Source organism: Haloglomus halophilum, assembly GCF_024298885.1.
Classification (GTDB): domain Archaea; phylum Halobacteriota; class Halobacteria; order Halobacteriales; family Haloarculaceae; genus Haloglomus; species Haloglomus halophilum.
The window spans coordinates 3,610,618-3,633,071 of sequence record NZ_CP101166.1 but is presented as its reverse complement, the minus strand read 5'-3'; the positions used below and the strand labels follow the sequence as shown (position 1 = coordinate 3,633,071).

The 22,454-nt window shown below is 70.1% G+C and carries 24 protein-coding genes; 8 read left to right on the top strand and 16 right to left on the bottom strand.

The window, feature by feature from the left end; genetic code table 11:
• Positions 1-528, top strand: a complete 528-nt coding sequence (locus NL114_RS17655; protein WP_254822230.1) for a hypothetical protein — start codon at positions 1-3, stop codon at positions 526-528.
• 101 nt (positions 529-629) lie between these two features.
• Here the strand turns inward: NL114_RS17655 and NL114_RS17650 are convergent, their stop codons facing one another.
• The 3 genes from NL114_RS17650 to NL114_RS17640 all read right to left on the bottom strand — a co-directional run bounded on the left by NL114_RS17650 (position 630) and on the right by NL114_RS17640 (position 3,450).
• Positions 630-1,577: a transcription initiation factor IIB gene (locus NL114_RS17650; RefSeq protein ID WP_254822229.1), complete on the bottom strand. Its 948-nt coding sequence runs from the start codon at positions 1,575-1,577 to the stop codon at positions 630-632.
• 132 nt (positions 1,578-1,709) lie between these two features.
• Positions 1,710-2,864, bottom strand: a complete 1,155-nt coding sequence (locus tag NL114_RS17645; RefSeq protein WP_254822228.1) for an alpha/beta fold hydrolase — start codon at positions 2,862-2,864, stop codon at positions 1,710-1,712.
• Between the two features lie 112 nt (positions 2,865-2,976).
• On the bottom strand, positions 2,977-3,450 hold the full coding sequence (locus NL114_RS17640) for a YbaK/EbsC family protein (protein WP_254822227.1): 474 nt from the start codon (positions 3,448-3,450) through the stop codon (positions 2,977-2,979).
• 115 nt (positions 3,451-3,565) lie between these two features.
• Between NL114_RS17640 and NL114_RS17635 the strand changes: the two genes are divergently transcribed.
• The 4 genes from NL114_RS17635 (at position 3,566) to dpsA (ending at position 6,194) form a co-directional block, all read left to right on the top strand.
• A complete protein-coding gene (locus NL114_RS17635; RefSeq protein ID WP_254822226.1) occupies positions 3,566-4,147 on the top strand; it encodes a hypothetical protein in 582 nt (193 codons plus the stop codon).
• Between the two features lie 61 nt (positions 4,148-4,208).
• Positions 4,209-4,616 carry a DUF8048 family protein gene (locus tag NL114_RS17630; protein ID WP_254822225.1) on the top strand — a complete coding sequence of 136 codons (408 nt, stop codon included), beginning with the start codon at positions 4,209-4,211 and terminating at the stop codon, positions 4,614-4,616.
• 73 nt (positions 4,617-4,689) lie between these two features.
• Positions 4,690-5,478 carry a carbon-nitrogen hydrolase family protein gene (locus tag NL114_RS17625; RefSeq protein ID WP_254822224.1) on the top strand — a complete coding sequence of 263 codons (789 nt, stop codon included), beginning with the start codon at positions 4,690-4,692 and terminating at the stop codon, positions 5,476-5,478.
• A gap of 167 nt (positions 5,479-5,645) precedes the next feature.
• Entirely contained in the window at positions 5,646-6,194 is a 549-nt protein-coding gene (gene dpsA / locus NL114_RS17620) for a DNA starvation/stationary phase protection protein DpsA (protein WP_254822223.1), read from the top strand.
• 179 nt (positions 6,195-6,373) lie between these two features.
• On the opposite strand, the gene NL114_RS17615 is transcribed toward dpsA, so the two are convergent.
• On the bottom strand, positions 6,374-6,523 hold the full coding sequence (locus NL114_RS17615; RefSeq protein WP_254822222.1) for a hypothetical protein: 150 nt from the start codon (positions 6,521-6,523) through the stop codon (positions 6,374-6,376).
• Between the two features lie 90 nt (positions 6,524-6,613).
• Here NL114_RS17615 and NL114_RS17610 point away from each other — a divergent pair, with 90 nt between their 5' ends.
• On the top strand, positions 6,614-7,393 hold the full coding sequence (locus NL114_RS17610) for a DUF7547 family protein (RefSeq protein WP_254822221.1): 780 nt from the start codon (positions 6,614-6,616) through the stop codon (positions 7,391-7,393).
• Between the two features lie 17 nt (positions 7,394-7,410).
• On the opposite strand, the gene NL114_RS17605 is transcribed toward NL114_RS17610, so the two are convergent.
• Together NL114_RS17605 and NL114_RS17600 are read right to left on the bottom strand one after the other, a co-directional pair.
• Entirely contained in the window at positions 7,411-7,815 is a 405-nt protein-coding gene (locus NL114_RS17605) for a Zn-ribbon domain-containing OB-fold protein (RefSeq protein ID WP_254822220.1), read from the bottom strand.
• Positions 7,812-8,969, bottom strand: a complete 1,158-nt coding sequence (locus NL114_RS17600; protein WP_254822219.1) for a thiolase family protein — start codon at positions 8,967-8,969, stop codon at positions 7,812-7,814. The genes NL114_RS17605 and NL114_RS17600 overlap by 4 nt, the downstream gene beginning before the upstream one ends.
• A 90-nt stretch (positions 8,970-9,059) precedes the next feature.
• Here NL114_RS17600 and NL114_RS17595 point away from each other — a divergent pair, with 90 nt between their 5' ends.
• Positions 9,060-9,869 (top strand): NAD+ synthase, encoded by an 810-nt coding sequence (locus tag NL114_RS17595; RefSeq protein ID WP_254822218.1) that lies wholly within the window; start codon positions 9,060-9,062, stop codon positions 9,867-9,869.
• Between the two features lie 36 nt (positions 9,870-9,905).
• Here NL114_RS17595 and NL114_RS17590 read toward each other — a convergent pair whose 3' ends face one another.
• The 9 genes from NL114_RS17590 to NL114_RS17550 form a co-directional block, all read right to left on the bottom strand.
• Positions 9,906-10,217, bottom strand: a complete 312-nt coding sequence (locus NL114_RS17590) for a hypothetical protein (RefSeq protein ID WP_254822217.1) — start codon at positions 10,215-10,217, stop codon at positions 9,906-9,908.
• 116 nt (positions 10,218-10,333) lie between these two features.
• The gene (locus NL114_RS17585) at positions 10,334-10,915 is read right to left on the bottom strand and encodes a gluconate 2-dehydrogenase subunit 3 family protein (protein WP_254822216.1); all 582 of its coding nucleotides are present in this window, start codon (positions 10,913-10,915) and stop codon (positions 10,334-10,336) included.
• On the bottom strand, positions 10,912-13,170 hold the full coding sequence (locus NL114_RS17580) for a DUF7846 domain-containing protein (protein ID WP_254822215.1): 2,259 nt from the start codon (positions 13,168-13,170) through the stop codon (positions 10,912-10,914). The genes NL114_RS17585 and NL114_RS17580 overlap by 4 nt, the downstream gene beginning before the upstream one ends.
• Before the next feature lie 7 nt (positions 13,171-13,177).
• Positions 13,178-14,419, bottom strand: a complete 1,242-nt coding sequence (locus tag NL114_RS17575; protein ID WP_254822214.1) for an ABC transporter ATP-binding protein — start codon at positions 14,417-14,419, stop codon at positions 13,178-13,180.
• A 1-nt stretch (position 14,420) separates the two neighbouring features.
• Complete coding sequence (locus NL114_RS17570) at positions 14,421-16,034, bottom strand: ABC transporter permease (RefSeq protein WP_254822213.1); 1,614 nt, start codon at positions 16,032-16,034, stop codon at positions 14,421-14,423.
• 6 nt (positions 16,035-16,040) lie between these two features.
• A complete protein-coding gene (locus NL114_RS17565; protein WP_254822212.1) occupies positions 16,041-17,216 on the bottom strand; it encodes an ABC transporter substrate-binding protein in 1,176 nt (391 codons plus the stop codon).
• The gene (locus tag NL114_RS17560) at positions 17,209-18,429 is read right to left on the bottom strand and encodes an alpha-1 4-glucan-protein synthase (protein WP_254822211.1); all 1,221 of its coding nucleotides are present in this window, start codon (positions 18,427-18,429) and stop codon (positions 17,209-17,211) included. The genes NL114_RS17565 and NL114_RS17560 overlap by 8 nt, the downstream gene beginning before the upstream one ends.
• A gap of 173 nt (positions 18,430-18,602) precedes the next feature.
• Positions 18,603-18,887, bottom strand: coding sequence for a DUF8022 family protein (locus tag NL114_RS17555; protein ID WP_254822210.1), 285 nt, complete (start codon positions 18,885-18,887; stop codon positions 18,603-18,605).
• Positions 18,888-18,973: 86 nt separating this feature from the next.
• Entirely contained in the window at positions 18,974-20,503 is a 1,530-nt protein-coding gene (locus NL114_RS17550; protein WP_254824739.1) for an acyl-CoA carboxylase subunit beta, read from the bottom strand.
• Between the two features lie 358 nt (positions 20,504-20,861).
• Between NL114_RS17550 and NL114_RS17545 the strand changes: the two genes are divergently transcribed.
• Entirely contained in the window at positions 20,862-21,332 is a 471-nt protein-coding gene (locus NL114_RS17545; protein WP_350355382.1) for a GIY-YIG nuclease family protein, read from the top strand.
• 6 nt (positions 21,333-21,338) lie between these two features.
• Here the strand turns inward: NL114_RS17545 and NL114_RS17540 are convergent, their stop codons facing one another.
• Positions 21,339-22,355, bottom strand: coding sequence for a DMT family transporter (locus tag NL114_RS17540; protein ID WP_434084117.1), 1,017 nt, complete (start codon positions 22,353-22,355; stop codon positions 21,339-21,341).
• Positions 22,356-22,454: the final 99 nt, after the last annotated feature.

Genomic DNA, 22,454 nt, shown 5'->3' with positions numbered 1-22,454 from the left:
GTGCAGCCAGAGACACGTTCGAGGCTGCCGGACGAACCCGTCGTCGTCTACGACACCAACTGCTGGATTCACGGAATCACGGAGTCTGAACCGGCGTACGCGCTCTACTTCCGGCAACTGCTCCGCGATGAGGTCCCGATAGCCGTCAGTGCGTATATCTACAACGAGGTTATCGAAGCGTTCGCGCGAGGGCAGGATGCCGGAGACGATGAGTGGCGCGAGCAACGAGGAAACTTCGCCGAGATTGTAGCCAAGGCGGACAACGTGGTGGGCCCCAGGCGAGCAGAGGTAGAGGAGATGGATGTGGGCACAGTCAGGAGGAGTGCGGAAGCGACGATGCTGTCATTTCTAACTGGAGTTCAGTCGAAGGATATCCCGGTTCTCACCTATGCCTGGGCCTGCCCAGGGGAGACGCTCCTGTTCACCTGCGACAGGTCGTTCGCCCGTTTCGAACCCGCCGATACGCCGCTTTCCGGCATCAGGATGGAGTATCTACCTTCGCGCCTGAATCTGGAGGACGAGGGTTAGCCACATATCTGGACATCTCCAGTAGAGACACCACCAGATCGCAGTTATCCGGGATGCAAATCAACACTGGCAGCAGAAGGATCCGGGGATCTGCACCCGACTCAGTGGATGCCCAGCGCCTCGATCTGCTCCTGATATCGGTTTCGAATCGTCACTTCGGTCACCTGCGCGACCTCGGCGACCTCGCGCTGGGTCTTCTTCTCGTTGCAGAGCAGTGAGGCAGCGTAGATGGCGGCTGCGGCGTAGCCGGTCGGGGACTTGCCCGAGAGCATCCCCTTCTCGGCCGTGACCTCGATGATCTCGCGGGTCTTCTGTTCGACCTCCTCCGAGAGGCCGAGTTCCGAGCAGAAGCGCGGGACGTACTGGACCGGGTCGACCGGTTCCAGCCCGAGCGAGAGTTCCTGGGCGACGTAGCGATAGGTCCGGCCAATCTCCTTCTGCTCGACGCGGGCGACCTCGGCGACCTCGTCGAGTGAGCGCGGGATACCCTCCTGGCGGCAGGCGGCGTACAGCGCGGCCGTGGCGACGCCCTCGATGGAGCGGCCACGGATGAGGTCCTCGTCGAGCGCGCGGCGGTAGATGACGGAGGCGACCTCGCGGACCGATCGGGGGACACCGAGCGCACTCGCCATGCGGTCGATCTCCGAGAGCGCGAACTGGAGGTTGCGCTCGCCGGCGTCCTTCGTCCGGATCCGCTCCTGCCATTTCCGGAGTCGGTTCATCTGGGAGCGGCGCTCCGAGGAGATGGAGCGCCCGTAGGCGTCCTTGTTCTTCCAGTCGATCTGGGTCGTCAGCCCCTTGTCGTGCATCGTCTGGGTCGTCGGCGCCCCGACCCGGGATTTGGACTGTCGCTCGGAGTGGTTGAACGCACGCCACTCCGGCCCGCGGTCGATCTGGTCCTCCTCGATGACCAGGCCACAGTCGTCACAGACGAGCTCCTCCCCGTCGTGAACAAGATCCGTCGACTCGCATTCAGGACAGCCCCGCTGTGTTTCGTCTTCCTCCTCGGATTCGACACTCCGCTCTCGCTGGCGAGTCGGCCCTGCCATTATACTTATGTCGTCGGACCCAGCCACATATAAAAGCTTTGTCTGTGTGGACCGTTGCCGGTGCTCGTCCGGAATCGCCAGTCAGCAGACGGGACGCTGGCGAGTCGCCTCTCGACCGGGCTCGCGTCGGGTTCACGTCGTGTGAGCGTCGGCGAACCCGCCCGCGTCGACGACGGCTCCCGCGACCCGCTCGGGGCGCTCCTCCTCGACGAAGTGCGAGACGCCGTCCAGCACCGTGATGTGGCCCTCGGCCTGCGGGAGCGCCTCGGCCCACTGGTCGAGGACGGCGTCCTTCGCGAGCGGGTCCCAGCCGCCGAACACGAGTTCGACATCCACCTCACAGCCCGAGGGCCCCCACTCGCGTCCGAGGCCGTCGTGGATGGCGCGGTAGAACGGTGCGGTGTTCCGCGTCCCGATGCGTGGGTCCTCGAAGGTGTTGCCGTGCCCCCAGTAGCGGGTCTGCCGGACGAGCCGCTTCGAGGCACGCGTGTTCCACTCGTCCTCGAACTGCTCGTAGTAGACCCGGCGGGCGTCGCGCTCGTGCTCGGGGAACCAGCCGAACCCCTCGACCCGTGCGAGGTAGAAGAGGAGTTCCAGCAGGATGCGGTACTCCCCGGCGGGCTGGCGGAAGACGGCGTACGAGGCGACGGCGGGCCAGAACCGGTCCGGCGTGACGCGGGGGAAGTCCGCCCACGGGAGCCAGCCGATGGGGTAGTCGTCGAACGTCGGTCCGACGAACGGTATCGGGAACACCGTCGTGTTGCAGGCGACGAGCCCCGTCACCCGGTCCGGCTCGCGCAGGAGCGCACCGATGCCGATGGGTCCGCCCCAGTCGTGGACGACGAGGGTGACATCCCACAGGTCGAGCACCCCGACCAGCTGGTCGAGGTTCTCGGCGTGGTCCATCGGAACCGCCTCGTGGGTGGCTGTCGAGGAGAGCCCGAAGCCGATGTGGTCGACCGCGACCAGCCGGACGGGCAGGGAGAACTCCCCCGCGACGGCACGGTCGCGCAACGCGCGCACGACGTTCCGGTACGCGTACGAGCACTCCGGGTTGCCGTGGACGAACAGCACGACCGGCAGGTCAGCGACCGTCTCCGCCGTGGCCTCGGTGGGGACGAGCCCCTGGGTGGTGAGCGTCACGTCCCAGAAGAACAGTTTCTTGCCCGCGTCCCGGCCTTCGGGGAGTTCGAACCAGTGGCCGGCGTCGGCCGGGGCGTAGTCGCGCGGGACGGACGTGACCGGGGAGTCGCCCGGCTCCGTCGTCACGCGGTCGTCCCGGTGCATGTGCGGCCTCCTCTCGGTCCGCGCTGGTAAGTGTGTGGAAACCCGCTGGATGTGCAGCAGCATCTGTCTCCGGAGGCCCCTCGTGTCGGCCGAGAACGACCAGTAGACACCTTCAGGACTCGGCGACCGCCGCCGGCTCGGCCGCCGCCAGCTCCGCGAGTCGCTCCGGGTCGACCGGGAAGACGGCCTCCGGCGTCCCGGCCGCGGCCCACACCTCGTCGAGCGCCAGCAGCGTCTCGTCGAGCAGCGTCGGCAGGTCCGAGGCGTGACAGAACGGCGGCACCCCGCCGATGGCCCAGCCGGTCGCCTCGCGGACGGTTTCGGGGTCGGCGAGGTCGGCGTCCACCCAGCCCAGCACGTCCGCAACCCGGTCGGTGTCGAGCCGGTTCGCCCCGCTCGTGACGACCACGGCCACCGCCTCCCCGTCCGTGACGACGATGCTGGAGGCGATCTGTGCGACCCGGCAGCCGATAGCGTCGGCCGCGGCTTTCGCGGTCTTCGTGCCGGCCTCGAACTCGCGGACGGCGGGGTCGAAGGCGTACCGGTCGCGCGCCGTCTCGGCGAACTCGCGTGCGCGTTCGTGCATGTCCCGGCGGGCGCGGCGCCGGCACATGAATCCGACGCCATCGGGCGGTCGTCGCTCAAAGGGCTGTTTGTGGCTCCCGGAAGGGTTTATCCGTCCGCCGTCTCCGTCGACCTGCATGCGACGAAGAGCCCTCCTCCGCACCGCGGCACTCGCCGGGGCAGCGGGTATCGCAGGCTGTACCGGCGACGAACCGACCGACGGCTCCGGCGACGGCGGTGCCGGTGGCGACGGCGGCGATGCCTCGCCGACCGATTCGCCCACCGACCCACCCACCGACTCACCCACCGATTCGCCCACCGACTCGAACTCCCCCACACGGACCCCGATGGGGAACGGGATGGTGAGCCAGTCCTTCGAGGTCACCGCGCAGGGGTGTGGTGAGGGGAAGAACACGGTCGACGTCCAGTTCGACGGGTCGGAGGTCACCCTCGACGGCGTCATCGACGGGTCGAACGGCTGCTACACCGCCGAGCAGGAGTCGGTCGAGTACGACGCCGAGAACGACAGACTCCACGTGAACGTCCGCGCCCACGAACGCCAGGACGCGGAGATGTGCACCCAGTGCATCGTCGACATCGAGTACGCGGCACGCTACGTGTTCGAGGGCGAGGCGCCCAGTGAGGTGACCGTCGCTCACGATGGGCGCGACATCGCGAGCGCGGCACACGGGAGTGCGAGCGCTGGCGGGCCGGAGTAGTCCACCCGCATCGCCCACCCCGGTCGGTGCGCCTATACCCACCGGTCGGGTAGGGCCGGCCGTGACCGACTCCGCCGGCCCGGCAGCTCGTGACCCGCTTGCCCCCTTCGACGACGACATCGTGGCGGCGGTGGCCGAGCGAACCGACACGGACCCCGACCGCCTTCGTGAGCTGCTCCGGCGCCACCAGCAGTCCGCCCGCGACTTCCCGGGGGTCGACAACCTCGTCTACGAGTGGCGCAAGTACCTCCCCTACGACCCCGTGGTCGCCCGCACCGACGAGGCGTTCCACTGCGTGGTCCTCCCGGAGGTGTGGGCCGACTTCGCCGACACGGTCGACATCGACGACGCGGACTTCGAGCGTCTCCTGGCCGTCCACGACCGGCAGGCCCGCCGTGCGGCCGAGGACCGCGGCGAGTCGACCGAGCCGTTCGACGGCGCGACGCCGATGCTCCTCACGCGAGAGTAGCCCGCCACTCCGTCCTTTGCCGTCCATCGAGGCCACCCGAAGGGTGATGTGGTGCGGGCCTGCACCCGCGCCCATGTCGAACCCAACACCCGACGAACGGCCGACGGTCGCGGCGTGCCAGACGCCGGTTTCGGACCTCGACCCGGAGGCGAACGTGGCGACACTGCAGGACCGGGTCGCTGCGCTCCCCGACCGCGTCGAGGTGGCACTCTTCCCCGAGCAGTTCCTCACCGGCTTCGTCCCGGACGACCGAACGGCCGAGGCCGCCGTCCGGACCGACGGCGCCGAACTCGATGCCGTTCGTGACTGCGCCGCCGACAACGACGTGGCACTCCTCGTCGGCTACGTCGAGCGCGCGGACGAGACGCTCTACAACACCGTCGCCTACGTCCGCCCGGACGGGGAGACGACGGTCTACCGGAAGCGCCACCTCTGGGGCGGCGAACTGAAGGTGCTGACACCGGGCGAGGAACGGGTCACGGTGGAGACACCCCTGGGACGGACCGGGCTCGTCACCTGCTACGACCTGAACTTCGTCGCCGACAGCGCCGCGTACACCGAGGAGCGCGTCGACGCGCTGTTCGTCGTGGGGGCGTGGCCGGCGGCACACTCCGAGAACTGGCGGCTGCTGGTCCGCGCACGCGCCCTCGACGGGGTTCGATGGGCCGTGGCCTGCGGTCGGACCGGTCGCCGTGACGTGCCCGAGGCCCCGACCGCAACCTACGGCGGCCGGTCGATGGTCGCCCGGCCGAACGGCTCGGTCCACACCGCCCTGGCCGACGACGAGCGCGACCTGGTGGTCACGCTCGACCCCGAGGAACAGGCGTACCACCGCAAACGCGTCGGCATCTACCGCGACTGACTAGCGAATGGCCGGTCGACACCCCGCAGCCGTCCTGATTCCCTGCGCCCCGTGCCCGACCGTCGATTAGGCACGCCTAGCTATCGAGAACTATTCTTTGCCGAACCGAAAAACTGCTTTCCGTCTCGCCAAGACTTAAGTGGCCGGCGGGCGGACATTAGAACGCAATGAGTACCCAGAAGAACGTCCGTCAGCAGGCAGACACCGTGGAAGGGAGCGACGCGCTCCGGATGGACCAGGACAAGGCAGAGCAGATCGTCGACGCGTTCAACACCGACCTCGCCGCGTCGTACGTCGCGTACCATCAGGTCCGGAAGCACCACTGGAACGTCGAGGGTGCGGAGTTCCTCGAGCTCCACGAGTACCTCGGTGAGGTGGCCGAGGACCTCGAGCTCGCGGCCGACGCCTTCGCCGAGCGTGCGCAGGCCCTCGGCGGCGTCCCGGTCGCCGGCCCCGCGAATCTCGAGGAGCGTGCCCCCGTCGAGTTCGAGGGCGAGGACGTGTACGACATCCGGACCTCCCTCGCGAACGACATGGAGATGTTCGGTGACATGATCGAGACGATGCGCGACCACATCGGGATGATGGAGGACTTCGGCGACTACACCTCCGCCGAGATCCTCCGGCGCTACCTCGAGGACCTCGAGGACCACGCGCACCACCTCGAGCACTACCTCGAGGACGACACGCTGGTTCTCGACGAGGCCACTCACTGACGGCTCCCGTCGCCACACGCTGACGTGCGTCGCCGGCCACTCTCGGCCGGATGCTGTTCCCCCTTCCGTGTAGTATTATCAGATAATCCTCTGTTTCCAGCTGTTGCTGGCGATATTCGGTGCGAACATCCAGAACAGCAATCGAGACGGCAGCGAACAGCTCCAGAACGGTCGCGGGGTCAGTTCTCGAGTTCGGTGAGGGTGTCCGTCGCGATCCACGCGTCCGGGTTCCCCTCCTCGGTGAACACGGTGCGCTCGGGGGAGGTCCCGTGGGCGGTGACCCGGGGCGCCTCCGGCGTCTCGGAATCCCGACTGCGAGTGGCTTCCATCAGCCGATTAGGTGAGCCTAGAGGTAAAGAGGATTTCGGTCTTCCTAAACCAGCGGGAGCGTTTTCCCGGTCGGCCCCGCAGTCCCCGATATGAGCGACTGGAAGGCCGGCGGCGAGCCCATCCCCGTACAGGTGAGTCCACCGGGGGACGAGCGTGGTGACCGGGCGGCCGACAGCCGGCACGACCGCCGACCTGTCCGCACCCGCGACGATGACCTCGGCGCGCTGGTGGACGAACTGGAGGCGACGCTGCGCCAGCTCCGGGCGGAGGTCGACGAGGAGAGTCGGCCGCCCAGCCGACGCCGTCCCGGTTCCGGTGGGCCGGTGCTCCCGCGCCCGCCGTCACCGCGCGAACTGCTCACCTTCACGGAGCGGTACACCATCCCGACCGTCGTGGCGTTCCTCGAGGCCGCCATCCGTGGGCTGGAACTGCTGGCCGGTACCATCCGGCTGCTGGACGGCCGCGACCCCCGTTCGCCGGACCGTCGCAACCGCGACGGGGGGAGCGTCCTCGCGGACGTATCGACAGCAGCGGGCGAACGGGCCGCGGCCAGCGGGCGCGAGGCGCTCTCCCGTGTCGACGACGCGCTGGCCGAACTCCAGCGGACCTACGAGGGGGACCCCGAGGACCCGACGGCCCGGCGACTGCTGGCCGACGCCCGGGAGCTACGCGGTGAGATAGACGAGCGGCTCGCCGCGATGGAACCCACCGACGATGCCGCACGGGACGACCACGAGGCCGAGCGTGACCGGGGGCCGACGGTCAATGTCGATGCGGAACTCGCCTCGCTCAAGGAACAGGCCGGCCGCGACGATGAGGAGGCGGACCAGGGTGACGACCCCACCGCGGACGACCCTGACGACTCCTGACGGCGCTCCGTCCGGAGTTACTCGACGGGCTCGAACCGGTAGCCGTCCCAGCGCTGGCTCTCCCGTTCGCGGATGCCCGCGTCCGGGTCGCGCAGTTCCGCGACGTACACCGGCTCGACGGTGTCGCCGATGCCGACGTCCTCGGTGGTGCACTGTCCAAGCGCCCGGACCGGCGTGCCGTCCACGTCGAACTCGACGATTGCGAGCGTGTTCGGCTCGCGGACGCCCGGCGGCGTGGCGTGGCTGGTCGTCCAGGTGACGACCTCGGCGGTGTACTCGGAGAGATCGACCTCCTCGACGGGTTCGCTCCCGTCCGGCCCGACGGGGTGCGGTGGGTAGGTGATGCTGCCGTCCTCGTAGCGCGCGGCCGCCATCGGAGGGGTGCCACCGTCGGCCACGCGGCGGTGCTCGTCGTCGCTCATGCGCCCGCCTCCATGATGGTGGTGATGACACAGTTCCCGAAGCCACCCACGTTGCAGGCCAGGCCGACATCGGCCTCGACCTGGCGGTCGCCGGCGCCGCCGACGAGTTGCTCGTACACCTCGACGGCCTGAGCGACGCCGCTCGCGCCCAGCGGGTGCCCCTTCGATTTCAGCCCGCCCGACGTGTTGATAGGTAGTTCACCGTCGCGGGCCGAGCGGCCCTCCATCGCGGCGCGCCAGCCCTCGCCCTGCTCCTCGAAGCCCAGCGCCTCCAGTTGCATCACCTCCAGGATGGTGAACATGTCGTGGAGTTCGGCCACGTCGACGTCCTCGTGTTCGTGGCCCGACTGCTCGAACGCGGCGGCACCGGACTCGGCGACCGCACCCATGTGCGTCGGGTCGGCACGTTCGTGGACGACGTGGGTGTCGGTGGCGCCCGCGATGCCCGCGATGCGGGCGAACTCGTCGGCGTAGGACTCGGCGTGCTCGGCCGGGACGAGCGCGAGCGCCGCCGACCCGTCCGTGACGGGGCAGAAGTCGTACAGCCGCAGCGGGTCGGCCACCATCGGCGACTCCAGCGCCTTCTCGAGGGTTATCTCCTTCTGGAACTGCGCGTTCGGGTTCAACGCGCCGTTAGAGTGGTTCTTGACGGCGACGTGGCCGAGGGCCTCCCGGGGGGCGTCGAACCGGTCGAGGTAGTGGCGCGCGGTCAGCCCCGCGAACGACGGGAGCGTGACGCCCTGCTTGTACTCGACCGGATGGGTCAGCGAGGCGATGACGTCGGTCGCCTCCCCCGTCGTCCGGTGGGTCATCTTCTCGCCGCCGACGAGCAGCGTCAGGTCGCTCGCTCCCGAGGCGACCGACTGCCAGGCGGCGTACATCCCCGCCGCGCCCGAGGAGGAGGTCTGGTCGACGCGCTGGGTGTAGGCGGGGATGGCACCGAGGTCGTGGGCCAGCGCGTTCGGGACGCCGGTCTGCCCCTCGAACTCCCCGCTGGCCATGTTCGACACGTACAGATGGTCGATGTCGTCGGGCGTGATACCCGCGTCCGCGATACAGGCCCCGCCGGCCTCGGCGAGCAGGTCCATCACCCACTCGTCCTCGCGGACGCCGAACTTCGTCATCGACGCCCCGACGATTGCTACGTCGCGCATACACGAGGCGTCCCGCGGCGGCGGCGTAACTGTTTGGGCATCCCGCCCCGTCGCCCCGAGAGCTATGTCCGGGGAGCCACTGCCCCCGCCATGGTCGACGTTCCCCGCGCGGTGGAGACGGCAGAGCGGTTCATCGCCGACTACCTCGCGGAATCGGGTGCCGAGGGCTACGTCGTCGGCGTCAGCGGTGGGCTCGACTCGGCACTCGCGTCACGACTGACCGTGGAAGCCGTCGGCGCGGACGCCGTCACGGGGCTGGTGCTCCCGGGGGCGCCGAGTTCCGAGACGCACACGACCGACGCCATCGACCTGTGTGAGCGCCTCGGCATCGACCACCGCGTCGTCGATATCGAGCCGGTCGTCGAGGCGTTCCGGGGGACGACGCCGGCGGATCTCGGACGACTCGCCCTCGGCAACGTCCGTGCCCGGACCCGGATGGTCCTCCTCTACCAGGCCGCCAACCGCCGGGACGCGCTCGTTCTGGGGCCGGAGAACCGGAGCGAGTACCTGCTGGGCTACTTCACCAAATACGGCGACGGCGCGGTGGACGTGGCGCCGCTCCGGCGCCTCTACAAGACCGAGTTCTACGAGGTCGCCCGCGCGACCGACCTCGACGACCGGTTCGCCGAGAAGCAGCCGACCGCGGAACTCTGGGAGGGACAGACCGACGAGGCGGAACTGGGTGCGGACTACGCGACCATCGACCCGGTGCTGGTCGGACTGGTCGAGCGCGACCGGTCCACCGAAGCCGTCGCGGCGGAGACGGACGCCGACCGCGAACTGGTCGAACGACTCGCCGAACGGTGGGCATCGTCACGGCACAAGCGGCGGCTGCCGCCGGCCGCGGACCTCGGTGCCGGCGTCGACGCGCTCTGTGCGACCGGTGGTCGTGACCGCTGAACGTCGCGAGCAGCGACGGGAATCAGGAACAGCCGGTCAGCTGTGGAGTCGGTCCCGGAGTTCGGAGAGGCGCCGTTCGGTCTTCTCGAGCGCCTCGTGGGCCGCGTCGGCTCCCTCCTCGACCTCGCGCTCGATGGCGTCGCGGAGTTCGTCGATCTCCCGGTCGATACGGTCGAGCAGCTCCACCTGGTCGGACTCGTCCTCGGTGTTCTCGTACGCCTGGACGCTCGCCCGGAGCTGTTCGAGGCGCTCCGGCGTGTGGGGGACGCTCCCGGGGACCTGCGTCTCGACGTCGTCGAGATGGTCGTAGGCCTGTTCGACCTCCGGGGTACGGTTGCTGGCTGACATCATCCGTGGCGAGCGCGTCGAGCCCCGTAAGAGTCGGGCCGAATTACTAGACAGCCGCGACCGACGGCAGTTCCAACCGACACAGATGACCGAGCTGGCGGGGCCGTCGGGTCGATTCAGCGGTCCGCGTCCGGCGGCTGCCGGTAGCTCGTCGTCCCGCCGGGGTGTCCCTGCGGGTTCTCGATACCGACCAGCTTCCCGCCGGTCGGGGACGAGTAGAGCGCGAACAGGAGTTCGTTGACGAGGTAGAACCGGACCCGCTCGGGGTCCAGCCCGTCCGGCTCGGGCGTCGCCCGCGTGACGCCCATGCTGTTCAGGAGGGTTCCACGACGGTCTGTATCGAGGTCGACGAACCGCTCGTCCGTCCACTGGACGGCGTACTCGTCGAGCGCCGCGAGTGCCTCGCGCATCCCGGTGGCGTACTCGGGGCGGTCGCGGACCCGGCCGACCGTGTACCGCTCGACGAACTCGGGGATGCCCGTGACGGTCGACGGGTAGAGATGCTCGGCCAGCGCGACGAGCGTCTCGCGGTCGCGCTCGGTGAACCCCTCGGTCGTCGCGTCGTCATCGCCAGCCTCGTTCAGCACGGCCCACGAGAGCGTGCCGCCCAGCGCCGTGGCCGCGCCGGCCGCCGTCAGTGCCGCCATCGCGTCGCGCCGGGTGAGGCTGGCGTCGGCGTCGCGGTCGTCGCCCGTCATCGCGTTCCCACCTCCGCCGCCGCCGTCCGGTCGCTTGCTGTCGCGTTCGTGGCCACGCCGGCGTCCGCCGAGAGCCGCGTCTCGACGGTCACCCCGGGGAGGGCCGTCTCCGGAACATAGGCCGCCTCCCCGTCGCAGAGGTCGGCGCCGCGACAGACCTCCGGATGTGGGGTCAGGACGCGCCACTCCCCCTCCTCGAGGGCCACGGGCGTCTCCAGCCGGTAGGTGAACGCGTTCCCGGGTGCGTACTCGGCGTTGGCCTCCAGCAGCACCTCGTCGCGGGCGTGGACCGGGACCGACGTGTCGTTCGAATCGACCGGGACCACGTCGGAGCCCAGCAGCCGCGCCCGGCCATCGCCCACGACGATGCGTGCGTTCAACTCCTCCGGCGGCCCGACGACCGAGTAGTAGGTGCTCTCGCCGCCGCCGGCGAGCCGGACGGTCATCGTGTCGACGCCCTCGGGCACGCCGAGAGCCGTGCGGACTGTGACACGCTCGCCGCGCACGTGGCGGATGCGGTAGAGGCGTGGCTCGACCGGCTCGCCGAGGAACGGCGCCCAGTCACCCTGGAACCCGTAGCGGTACAGTGCCCGGTTCGGGTAGGCGTCCACGACGGCGAACTGGTTCTCGCGCATGGCGTACACCGTCCGGCCGTCGAATGAGGGGTCGTTACGGAGGGCCTGGAACGGGTGGTTGAGCCAGTCCCCGTACGGCGTCGGGAGGAACACCACTCCGGCGGGCGGGCGCGGCTCGAACGGCTCGTAGGCCGCGGCGAGCTGGTCGGAGTTGGCGTCGTTCTCGGCCAGCGGGTCGGCCGCGACGGCGACGCCCGTCCCCCCGACGACGAGCGCGCCCACGAGGAGCCCGGCTGCGGCCACCCGGCGGGCGGCGTCACCGTCGAGCCGTGACGCGACGAGCGACCGCCAGCGGCCCGCCAGCAGCCGGAGGGCGACCGCCGCGAACAGCGCCGTCGGGACGACGAGGTCGAAGTGGTAGTACGGCCCGTAGAACGAGATGAGACCGTCACCCGCGACGTCGACCGCACCGAGGACGTTCAGGTTCCCCCAGAAGTAGACGTTCCCGAGGACGACACTCGCGAAGAGCCCGGCGAGGACGAGCCGGGGGGCGAGGCGGTCGGTCCGGTCCGGGTCGGTGCCCTCACCGTCCATACCGGTGACCCCGCCATCCCGACGGACGGCGGCACCGACCAGTCCGCGCCCCCGTCGGGCGAGCGCCCGCCGGACCTGGAGCGCGGTGGCCCCGAGTCCGACGGCGGCGAGTCCCGTCCCCAGCGGACCGGCGACGACCCAGCGCGTCAGGAGCGCACGGACGACGCGTGCGTTCGCCTCCAGTGCCAGTGCGAGCGTGTAGTCGCGCTCGTAGCCGAGGATGCGCCGGGTCCCGAACCCGAGGCCGTCACGGGGGGCGAACACCTGGTACGGGAAGGTGAACGGGTCACCCGTCATCCGGGCGTTGTACGCGAGCGTCGCGCCGACGCCGACGAGGCCGCCGACGGCGACGAGCCCCTGCTGGAGCGTCACGGGGAGGAGTCCCCGCCCGGTACCTTCACCCGCCATCGCGGCCCGGCCGAGCGTCCACAGCGCGTGGACGACGAACGGTGTCGCGAACAGGACCGCCGTGTAGGGCCGCGCGAAGAAGGCGACGCCGATGGCGAGGCCGGCCACGGCCGCGAGCGGACGCGACCCCGTTCGCGCCCCGCGCAGGTACGCCCACGCGAACAGGAGTTCGAAGGCCAGCGTCGGCGCGTACGGGAGGAAGGTGGCGGCCTGGACGAGGTAGAACGGCGAGAGGGCGACGAGTCCGGCGCCGAGCAGTCCCGTCCGCCGGTCGAACGCCTCGGCGCCGACGGCGTACGTCAGCGCGACGAGCGCGGCGGCGACGGCCGCGAGCGAGAGCCGCGGGTCGCCGAGCGCCATCCCGACAGCGAAGACGGCGGCCGTGACGGGCGTGTACTTCGGGTAGAGTTCGGCCCCCGACTTCACGAAGAACCACGGGCGGAAGGTCACGTCCACGGGCGGCCGGATGACCAGTTGCCCCTCCAGCAGCATCGCCGCCTGCTGGAGGTAGACGCCCTCGTCGTGGTTGGTCGAGAGGTACGGGAACACCCGGTACGAGACCAGCAGGACGACGGCGCCGGCGACCAGCGCGAGGGCCGCGGCGGCGAGTCGATGGCGGGTGCGGTCGTCGTCCGGGAGCCGGTCGACGAGCGGAACACGGAGGGACGGGGCGGTCACGGTCGAATCAGGGCGGATACCAGGCGAGTTCGTGGTCGGCGGTCAGCTCCACGGTCACCGACTGTCCGACGGCGAACTCCTCGACGTGGTTGTGCATGCAGTGGACGGTGTCGCCGCTGTCGAGCTCGACGCGGTAGACGAACGTCGGGCCGTTGTACTGGCGGCGGACGATGCGGCCGTCGGCGCCATCCTCAGTCGCGGGCGTTGCCCGGAGGTCGTCCGGGCGGACGAGTATCTGGATGTGGGTGCCGTCGTAGGCGTCGATGGGGCCGGCCAGGTCGTCGTCGTCGACACAGCCCAGGCCCGTCTCGATACAGTCCGGCTGGACCTCGGCGTCGAGGAAGGAGGCCTGCCCCAGGAAACTCGCGACGAAGCGGGACTCGGGGTGCTGGAACAGCCCCTCGGGACTGCCGATCTGCGCGACGTGGCCGCCGTTCATGACGGCCACGCGGTCGGAGATGGAGAGCGCCTCCTCCTGGTCGTGGGTGACGGAGACGGCCGTCACCCCGGCTCGTTTGAGGATGTCGCGGACCTCCTCGCGCATCGCGACCCGGAGCCGGACGTCGAGGTTCGAGAACGGCTCGTCGAGCAGGAGGACGGCCGGTTCGGGCGCGAGTGACCGCGCGAGCGCGACACGCTGGCGCTCGCCACCGGACAGTTCGTCGGGTCGCCGGTCCTCGTACCCCGGGAGGTCGACGAGGTCGAGCAGGTCATTGACGCGCTCGGCGTTCGCCCCGGCCTCGCCCTCTAGGCCGAAGGCGACGTTCTCGGCGACGCTGAGGTGTGGGAACAGCGCGAAGTCCTGGAAGACGAGTCCCACGTCGCGCTCCTCGGGCGGGAGGAAGCGGCCGTCGTCGACATCGCCGGTCTCGGTCGCGGCGGCGCCGCCCTCGGCGCCCACGGCGACTGGCTCGCCGTTCAGTCGGATGACGCCCTCGTCGGGACGTTCCAGGCCCGCGAGGAGGCGGAGCGTCGTCGTCTTCCCACAGCCAGACGGCCCGAGCAGCGTGAGCAGTTCGCCGTCGGAGACGGTCATCGAGACATCGTCGACGGCCACGGTGTCGCCGAACCGCTTCGTGACGCCGTCGAGTTCGAGCACGGTCCCCTCCGCGCCCGCCTCCTCCTCGACGGCCCAGCCGACATCACCGTCGTCGAGCGTAGGGTCCGCCCGCGTGCGGTCCAGTCGCTCCTCGACGCCGTCGTGGTCCGTCGCCCTGGCCTCCGCCGTCGTCCTGTCCTGTCGTGCCATATCAGCGTCGCTCCTGTGCCAGGATGACGGCCATCGAACAGGCCGAGACCACGATCAGCGTCAGTGCCGGAATCGCAGCCTGCCCGTAGTAGGCCGCACCCTGTACTCGCCAGATGTAGCTCACGAGCGTTTCAAAACCTGTCGGACGAAGCAGGAGCGTCGCGGGGAGTTCCTTCATCGTCGTGAGGAAGACCAGCGCGGCCCCGGCGAGCACGCCGGGCCAGATGAGCGGGAGCGTCACCCGTCGGAAGGCTCCACCGGGCGACTGGCCCAGCGCGCGCGCGGCCTCCAGCAGGTGGGTATCGACCTGCAGCACCGACGAGGTGGTCGTACCGACGGCCTGCGGGAGGAACCGGACGACGTAGGCGAACACCAGCAACGGCAGGGTCTGGTACAGCGTCGGGACGAACCGGACGCCGAAGTAGACCAGCGCCAGCCCCAGTACGACGCCGGGCATCGCGTAGCCGACGTAGGTGGCACGCTCGGCCAGCCGTGCCGGAATCGAGGCCCGGCGCACCGCCACGTACCCGACGGGGACGGCGAGCAGGACCGAGACGAGCGCGGCCGCCGCCGAGACACCGATGGAGTTGAGCGCGAAGAGGAGTTCGAACTCGAACCCACCCCCGCTGTACCCCAGCCCGCCCCGGAACAGCCACATGAGGAGGATGCCGACCGGGAGCACGAGCGCGAGGCCGGCGACGACGAGACAGCACAGCGCCGCGACCCACCGCCACGCCCCCAGCTGGATGCGGGTCGCCGAGCCACCGCCACCCGAGGCGTAGGCGCTGGCGTCGTCCTGCCCGATCCGCGATTCCAGCGCGAGGATGACGGTGGTGACGCCGAGCAACTGCATCGAGAGCAGCGCCGCCTGGTCGGCCGCGAACCCGTTGTACGCGACGTAGATGTAGGAGGTGAACACGTCGACCTGCATGATGGTCGGCGTCCCGAAATCCGACAGCGTATACAGCGCCACCAGCAGCGCGCCCGCGGCGATACCGGGGACGATGCGTGGGAGCGTCACCTCGCGGAAGGCCCCGACCCGGCCCTTCCCGAGCGTTCGCGCGGCCTCGACCAGCGAGGCATCGAGCGAGAACAGCGCCGCGCGCGTCGTGAGGAAGACGTACGGGTAGACGTACAGCGTCAGGACCAGCGTCGCACCCGGGAGACCGTAGATCTCCGGCAACCGCTCCACGCCCAGCGGTGCGAGCGCGTCGGCCAGCACGCCGCGGGGTCCGAACGCCGAGACGAAGGCGAACGCGCCGATGTAGGAGGGGACCACCAGCGGCAGCGCGAGGACGACCGTGAAGAAGCGCCGGAACGGGAGGTCCGTCCGGGCGGTGAGCAGGGCCAGCGGGACCCCCAGCAGTATGGTGGCAGTCGTGACCGTCGCCACGAGGGCGACGCTGTTCGTGAGGACCCGCGTCGTCGAGGGCGCGGTCAGCAGCGAGAGCGCCTCGGCCGTCGGGATGTCGGTCACCCGGAGGAACAGCCACGCGACCGGCGAGAGAAGGACGGCGGCGATGGCCGCACTCAGCAGTGTCAGGCCGAGCCCGTCGCCGTCGGCCTCGCGCCGGAGTCGCTCCCGGAGCGCGGCCAGCTCCTCGCGGGTGGACATCGACCGTTACAGCGCCCCGGTATCGCGGAGCAGGTCTATGGTCCCCTCGATGTCGTCGAGCTTCTGCAGGTCGATATCCGGCGGGTTCAGCTCGCTGACCCGCGGAAGACCCCCGACCGGCGGCACTCCCTCGATCATCGGGTAGGCGAAGGTCCGCGTCGCGAAGAACTCCTGGGCCTCCACCGTGAGGAGGTGGGCGATGAAGTTCTCCGCGAGGTCGACCTTGTTCGTCCCCGTCAGGATCTCGGCGCCGGAGACGTTGATGAGCGCGCCGGCGTCGCCGCTCGTGAACGCCAGGTCGAGAGGGGCGTTCGAGCGGGCGGCCTTGACCCGGAGCGCGTAGTAGTGGTTGGCAAAGCCCGCGGCGAGTTCGCCGTCGGCGGCCGCGTTGGAGACGACGAACTCGTTGGGGTACTGCTGGACGCCGGCCTCCTGCATCCGGGTTATCCACTGCCTCGTGGCCTGGTCGCCCCGGATGAGCCGCATCGCCGTGATGAACGCCTGGAAGGAGCCGTACGTCGGCGCCCAGCCCATCGCCCCCTGAAGCGCCTCCGTGTCGGGGAAGTCGCTGACCTTGTCGGGGATGTCGCTCTCGGAGAGCTGGTTCGTGTTGTACGGGACCGCACGGGCCCGGCCGGCGACCCCGACCCACTGGTTGTCGGGATGGTACTCCTCGAGGACCGGCTCCACGAGGTCGTCCGGGAGCGCGCGGGTGTACCCCTGCGAGGCGACGGCGGCGAGCGAACCGGCGTCGACCGCCCAGAACACGTCCGCGAAGCTGCCGCCGCCGGCGGACTGCTCCTCGTCGATCTTGCTGACGAGCTGGGAGCTGGGCTCCAGCCGGAAGTTGGGCTCGAACTCGGGGTAGCGCTGGCCCAGCAGGCTCAGGAGATCGGTGTAGAGACCGCCCTCGCCGCCGCCGAGGTAGATGTTGAGCTGGCCCGACAGGTCCGGAAGGTCGTCCATCCGGGTTCCGCGAATCTCCCCACGGCCGCCGACGTTGGCACCCGAACCGCGGAAGTCCTCGAGGGTGTTCCCGCCGTTGCCGCTACCGCCATCGCCGCCGTCACCGCCGTCGCCGAGGATGCCGTTACAGCCCGCGAGCCCCGTTGCGCCGACGGCGCCGGCCGCGGCGAGGAACCGGCGACGGGTCCGGCTCGTGTGTTCGGAGTCCTCAGTCATCGGCCTCACCCCCGGTCTCCGCGACGGTGCGACCCGGCCCGGCCGGGACGGGCTGGCCGGCGTCCAGCGAATCCAGACAGTCGAGCCAGTCCTGCATATGCTCGCCGACGAAGACGAGGAAGTCGCCGTTGTTCCACTCCTCGAACTCGCCCTCGGCGAGCGCGTCGGCCATCGCAGCGAACGCGCCACGGAAGGTGTTCGCGTCGGTACCGGCATCATCGACCACGCGCCAGACGTGCTCGTTCAGCTCCAGCGCCGGCACCTCGTTGTTGAGGTCGTCGAACGTCGACCGAGGGGCCTTGTTGTGCTCACAGAGCGGCGTACCCGTGAGAACGCGCTTGCCGAGGATGTCGGCCGCGCGCTTGAGGAAGACGCCCGACCAGATGTCGTCGAACCGCCCCACGTCCCACTCGTTGTCGTCCATCGGGAGCTGGTAGAAGGCCGGAATCACCTCGCGGCGGAAGGCGAGGTTCATCGAGCAGACGGTGGTGTAGTGGCCGGGCGCACAGACGAAGTCCTCGCCGAAGTCCTCGCGGCTGGTCAGGGTCTGCGCCTGTCCCTGGAGGTCGCCGTCCATCAGGATGCGGACCGCGTCGAGGTCCGGGACGTTCGTCCAGAGCCCCTGCGAGGCGACCACGTCGCCCCGGGCGAGTTCGACCTCCTCGGTCTCGTGGCCGCCGCCCATCGCCGCGTACGGGTAGCCGCGCGGGTAGAGGCCGTGCTCGTCGAAGTTCTGGTAGAGGACGTTGACCCAGCGCTGGTCGTCGTCGGCCGACCGGACCTCCGTGATGGAGCCCTCGTACGAGAGGTTGTCGTAGTGGCCCCCGAAGAAGTCCGTCTCGTGGGGGAGCGTGTCGTCGTCGATGAAGAAGCCGTACTCGAAGTCGTGGGCCCACATGTACAGCAGGCCGAAGGAGGTCTGTGCGTGGCTCGCTGCCGGCACGACGTGGCCGTAATCGGAGACACCGTGCTCGGCGTACCAGTCGTGCCGGTCGGACTCGTCGAAGACCGCGCCGGGCACGTCGAGGTCGTCCAGCATCTCGCGCATCGCGTCGGCGTCGCAGAAGTCCTCGGTGACGAGGACGAAGAAGAGCCGGTCGTCGTGCCCGTACTCGCGGGCGTTGGCGACGTAGTCGCGCACGCACTCGTGCTCGCGGATGGTCGGAACCACGACACACGTGTCGGGGCCGGCCGGGGTCGCAGTGGAACTCATTGCCAGCGGGTTGTTTAGGGGTTCCTAAAACCTTGACGATGTTTTGGTGGGCCTAAGAAGGCCGGTTTTACCCATAGAGAAGGTATTATCAGCAGTACAGCGGAATAACTGTCGTAGATATCGGATTTCTCCCGGATTTATCCAGCTATGATTCAGGGTCAGAGGTTGATGGGTTATCGACGCGCGCGCGTGGCCATCTTCCACTCCTGTCCCCGTTCGATACGGGACGGGAGGTCGACACGCTGGCGGGCCCCGACCCGTGCGGCGTAGGCCCACGGCTCGACGGTCTCGGGTTCGTCGTCGGCCTCGGCGGCCGCTTGCTGGTCGCGGAGGTGGCTGGCGACGGCGGCGACGAGCGCCGCGGCCTCCTCCTCGCTGGCGGTATCGGGGAGCAGTAGCTTCCCGCCCGGAACCGGGAGGCTCCGGCTCTCGTCGCCGTTCGTCGACTCTGTGGCCATGTTCGGGTCCGCGTCCGCGGGGGGCGTAAACGTGTGGGAATCACCGTCGGTCGCCCCGTCGCTCGTCTCCTCGTGTCGCGGAGGTGTCATAGCGGGATGTTGCCGTGGTCCTTCGGTGGCGAGTCGGCGCGCTTGCGCTCGAAGAGCCGCAGGTCCGCCACGAGCCGCTGACGCGTCTCGCTCGGCTCGATGATGTCGTCGATGTGGCCGTGCTTCGCCGGCCCGTACGGGTTGGCGAACTCCTCGCGGAACCGGTCCTCCAGCTCGGCCCGCAGGGTGTCCGGGTTCTCGGCGTCGGCCAGCTCGTCCCGGTAGAGGATGTCGACGGCGCCCCTGGGCCCGAGCACGGCGAGTTCCGCGCCCGGCCACGCGTAGGTCGCATCCGCCCCGAGTTCCGACGACCCCATCACGATGTAGGCGCCGCCGTAGGCCTTGCGCGTGATGACGGTCAGCAACGGAACGGTCGCCTCGGCGTACGCGTAGATGAGCTTCGCGCCGTGCCGGATGATACCCCGGTGCTCCTGGTCCGTCCCCGGCAGGAACCCCGGCACGTCGACGAACGTACAGATGGGGAGGTTGAACGCGTCGCAGAACCGGACGAACCGGGCGGCCTTCTGCGAGGCCTCGATGTCGAGCGTCCCGGCCGCGATGCTGGGCTGGTTGGCGACGATGCCGACCGGCCGCCCGTCGAGCCGTGCGAACCCCACGACGACGTTCGCCGCGTACCCGTCGTGGACCTCGTGGAACGACTCGCGGTCGACCACCTCGGAGACGACGCCGATGGCGTCGTAGGGTTTCTGTGGCGCGTCCGGCACGATATCGCCGGCCACGCACTTCCGGTCCGGAGCCTCCGTACACCGGGTCCGGGGTGGGTCCTCCATGTTGTTCTGTGGCAGGTACGAGAGGAGCCCTCGTATCTCGTCGAGCGCGGCTTCCTCCGAGGGGCAGGCCTGGTGCGCGAACCCCGAGTCGACGGCGTGGGTCCGGGGGCCGCCGAGGGTCTCCTTCGAGACCTCCTCGCCCGTCACCGTCCGGACGATATCCGGGCCGGTGATGAACGCGTAGGAGGTGTCCTCGACCATGTAGACGAAGTCGGTCAGTGCGGGCGCGTACGTCGCCCCGCCCGCGCAGGGACCGAGGATGGCCGATATCTGCGGGACCAGTCCCGACGCTTCCGTGGCACGCCGGAAGATCTTCCCGAACCCGGCGAGCGAGTCGACACCCTCCTGGATGCGGGCCCCGGCCGAGTCGTTCAGGCCGATGATGGGAATCCCCGTCTCGATAGCGCGGTCCATCACCGACGCGATCTTCTCGCCGACGACCTCCCCCACGGAGCCGCCGAGGAACGTGAAGTCGTGGGCGTAGACCGCCACCTGCCGCCCGTCGATGGTCCCGAAGCCGGTCATCACGGCGTCGCCGGGCGTGTGACGCTCGGCCAGTTCGAAGGCGGTCGACCGATGCTCGACGAGCGTGTCCACCTCACGGAACGACCCGTCGTCGAGGAGGTACGCCACGCGCTCGCGAGCCGTCATCTTCCCCCGGTCGTGCTGGCGGTAGGCACGCTCCTCGCCACCGGCGTCGCGCTTGCGCGCCCGCAGTTCGTCCAGGGGGTCCATCTCCCGCCCGGTCGCGCTGTCCGAGACGCCGGCATCGCTCGTGTCGGCGCCACCGTCGGCCACGGGGTCGTCCGACGAGTCGCGCTCGTCGCGCACGCTCACCACCCCCGTCCGGCAGGCTGGTGGTCACGTTCGTACCGTTCGAGGGCGGCCCCCGCGGTCCATCCGGACGACCACGGACCGTCGCTCGCCGCTCCGATAGCGCCACGACGCGCAGTTTCTGACATAAATCAACCACCCATGAACGGGTATGGTAGCATACCGCATTAGATGTACCGGCGGGATACCGAGCGCGCAGCGCCGGAGTCCCGGTCGACGGAGGGGAGGCCTGAAGCCCCGGGCGGCCGTCGATGGGCCCGTGACGACAGGTGATAGGCCGGACGGCTCGGGGCCGGACAGCTCGGAGCCGCACGGCTCGGAGCCGGGCGGAACCTACACGCTCCTGGTCGTGCTCCCGGCCGCGACCGGTATCGAGGTCGGTGCGCTCGGGGCCCGGGAGTTCCCGGCTGGCTGGTACGCCTACACGGGGAGCGCGCTGGGGAGCGGCGGCTTCGCGCGGGTCGAGCGCCACCGAGAGCTCGCGGCCGGCGAACGGGACACCCGCCACTGGCACGTCGACTACCTGCTCGGTCACCGCGACGCGGCGCTGCGGGAGGTGGTCACGTCGCCGGGCGCCGACATCGAGTGCGCGGTCGCCCAGCGGCTCCCGTCAGGACCGGTCGAGGGGTTCGGCGCGTCGGACTGTGACTGTGGGAGCCACCTCGCCCACTTCGGCACGCGCGAGCGGGCCCTGGCTGCGGTCCGGACGGCACACGACGCCGCGAGATGACTCCGCTCACTCGGGGGAGTCGGGTGGCTCGTCGCCGTGGGGGCCCGCCGGGTCCAGGTCACTTCCGGCGTCGTCGGCGTCCTCCCTGGCCCGCACCGTGAGCGCGACTCCCGCGAGCACGATGGCCCCGCCGACGAGCGTGACCGCGCCGACCCGTTCACCGAGCAGGAGCACCCCCAGCAGCGTCGCCCCGATGGGTTCGCCCAGCAGGGAGACGCTGACGACCGATGACTCGACGTGTGCCAGCGCCCAGTTGATGACCGTGTGTCCGAGCAGCCCGGGACCGATGGCCATCGCGATGAACAGGAGCCAGTCGCGCGGCGGGTGGTCGAACAGGCTCGCGGCCACTGCGGCGCCCATCCCCTCACCACTCGCCGCACCGACCGCGCCCCCGACGACGGTGGCCAGCAGCGCCATCGCACACGCGGCGTACACCACGGTCACGTACGGGAGCAGGGGTACCCGCTGTCGGAGGGACCGCCCGACGAGTACGTAGGCCGCGGCGGCGGCCGCCCCCAGGATGGCCAGCCCGTTGCCGTACAGCGGTCGCTCGCCGGTGACCACCGCTCCCGAGACGAGGTCCCCCGCCGAGAGCAGGGCCATCCCGCCGATGGCGACGGCCACGCCCAGCGCCGTCCGCCGACCGACCCGCTCGTCGAGGAGGAGCCACGCGCCGACCGCGACGAAGGCCGGCTGGGCCTGCACGAGCGTCACCGAGGCCGCGACCGAGGTCCACCGGAGCGACTCGAACCACGCGGCGAAGTGGACGGCGAGGGCGACGCCCGTCACCGCGGCGATGAGCCCGTCCCGAGGCGCGAGCCGCCGGAACGCGGTACCGTAGCGGGTGCCCGCCAGCGGCACGAGCAGGAGCGTCGTGAACAGGACCCGGTAGAAGGCCGTCACCGTCGAGCCGGCGCTCGTCCACCGGACGAGGACGGCGCTCGTCGAGACGGCCGCGACGGCGACCACGAGCGCGAGCAGCGGCGGCGTCCGGTCGGCGAGGGCGTCGACGGGGTCGGCGATGCGTCCCACGGCTACCGCTCCGGCTGCAGGCGATGATAAACCCCACCCGACCGGCCGAGGCGGACGCGGCGGGATTCTCGATGGCGAGACGAGCTCCGG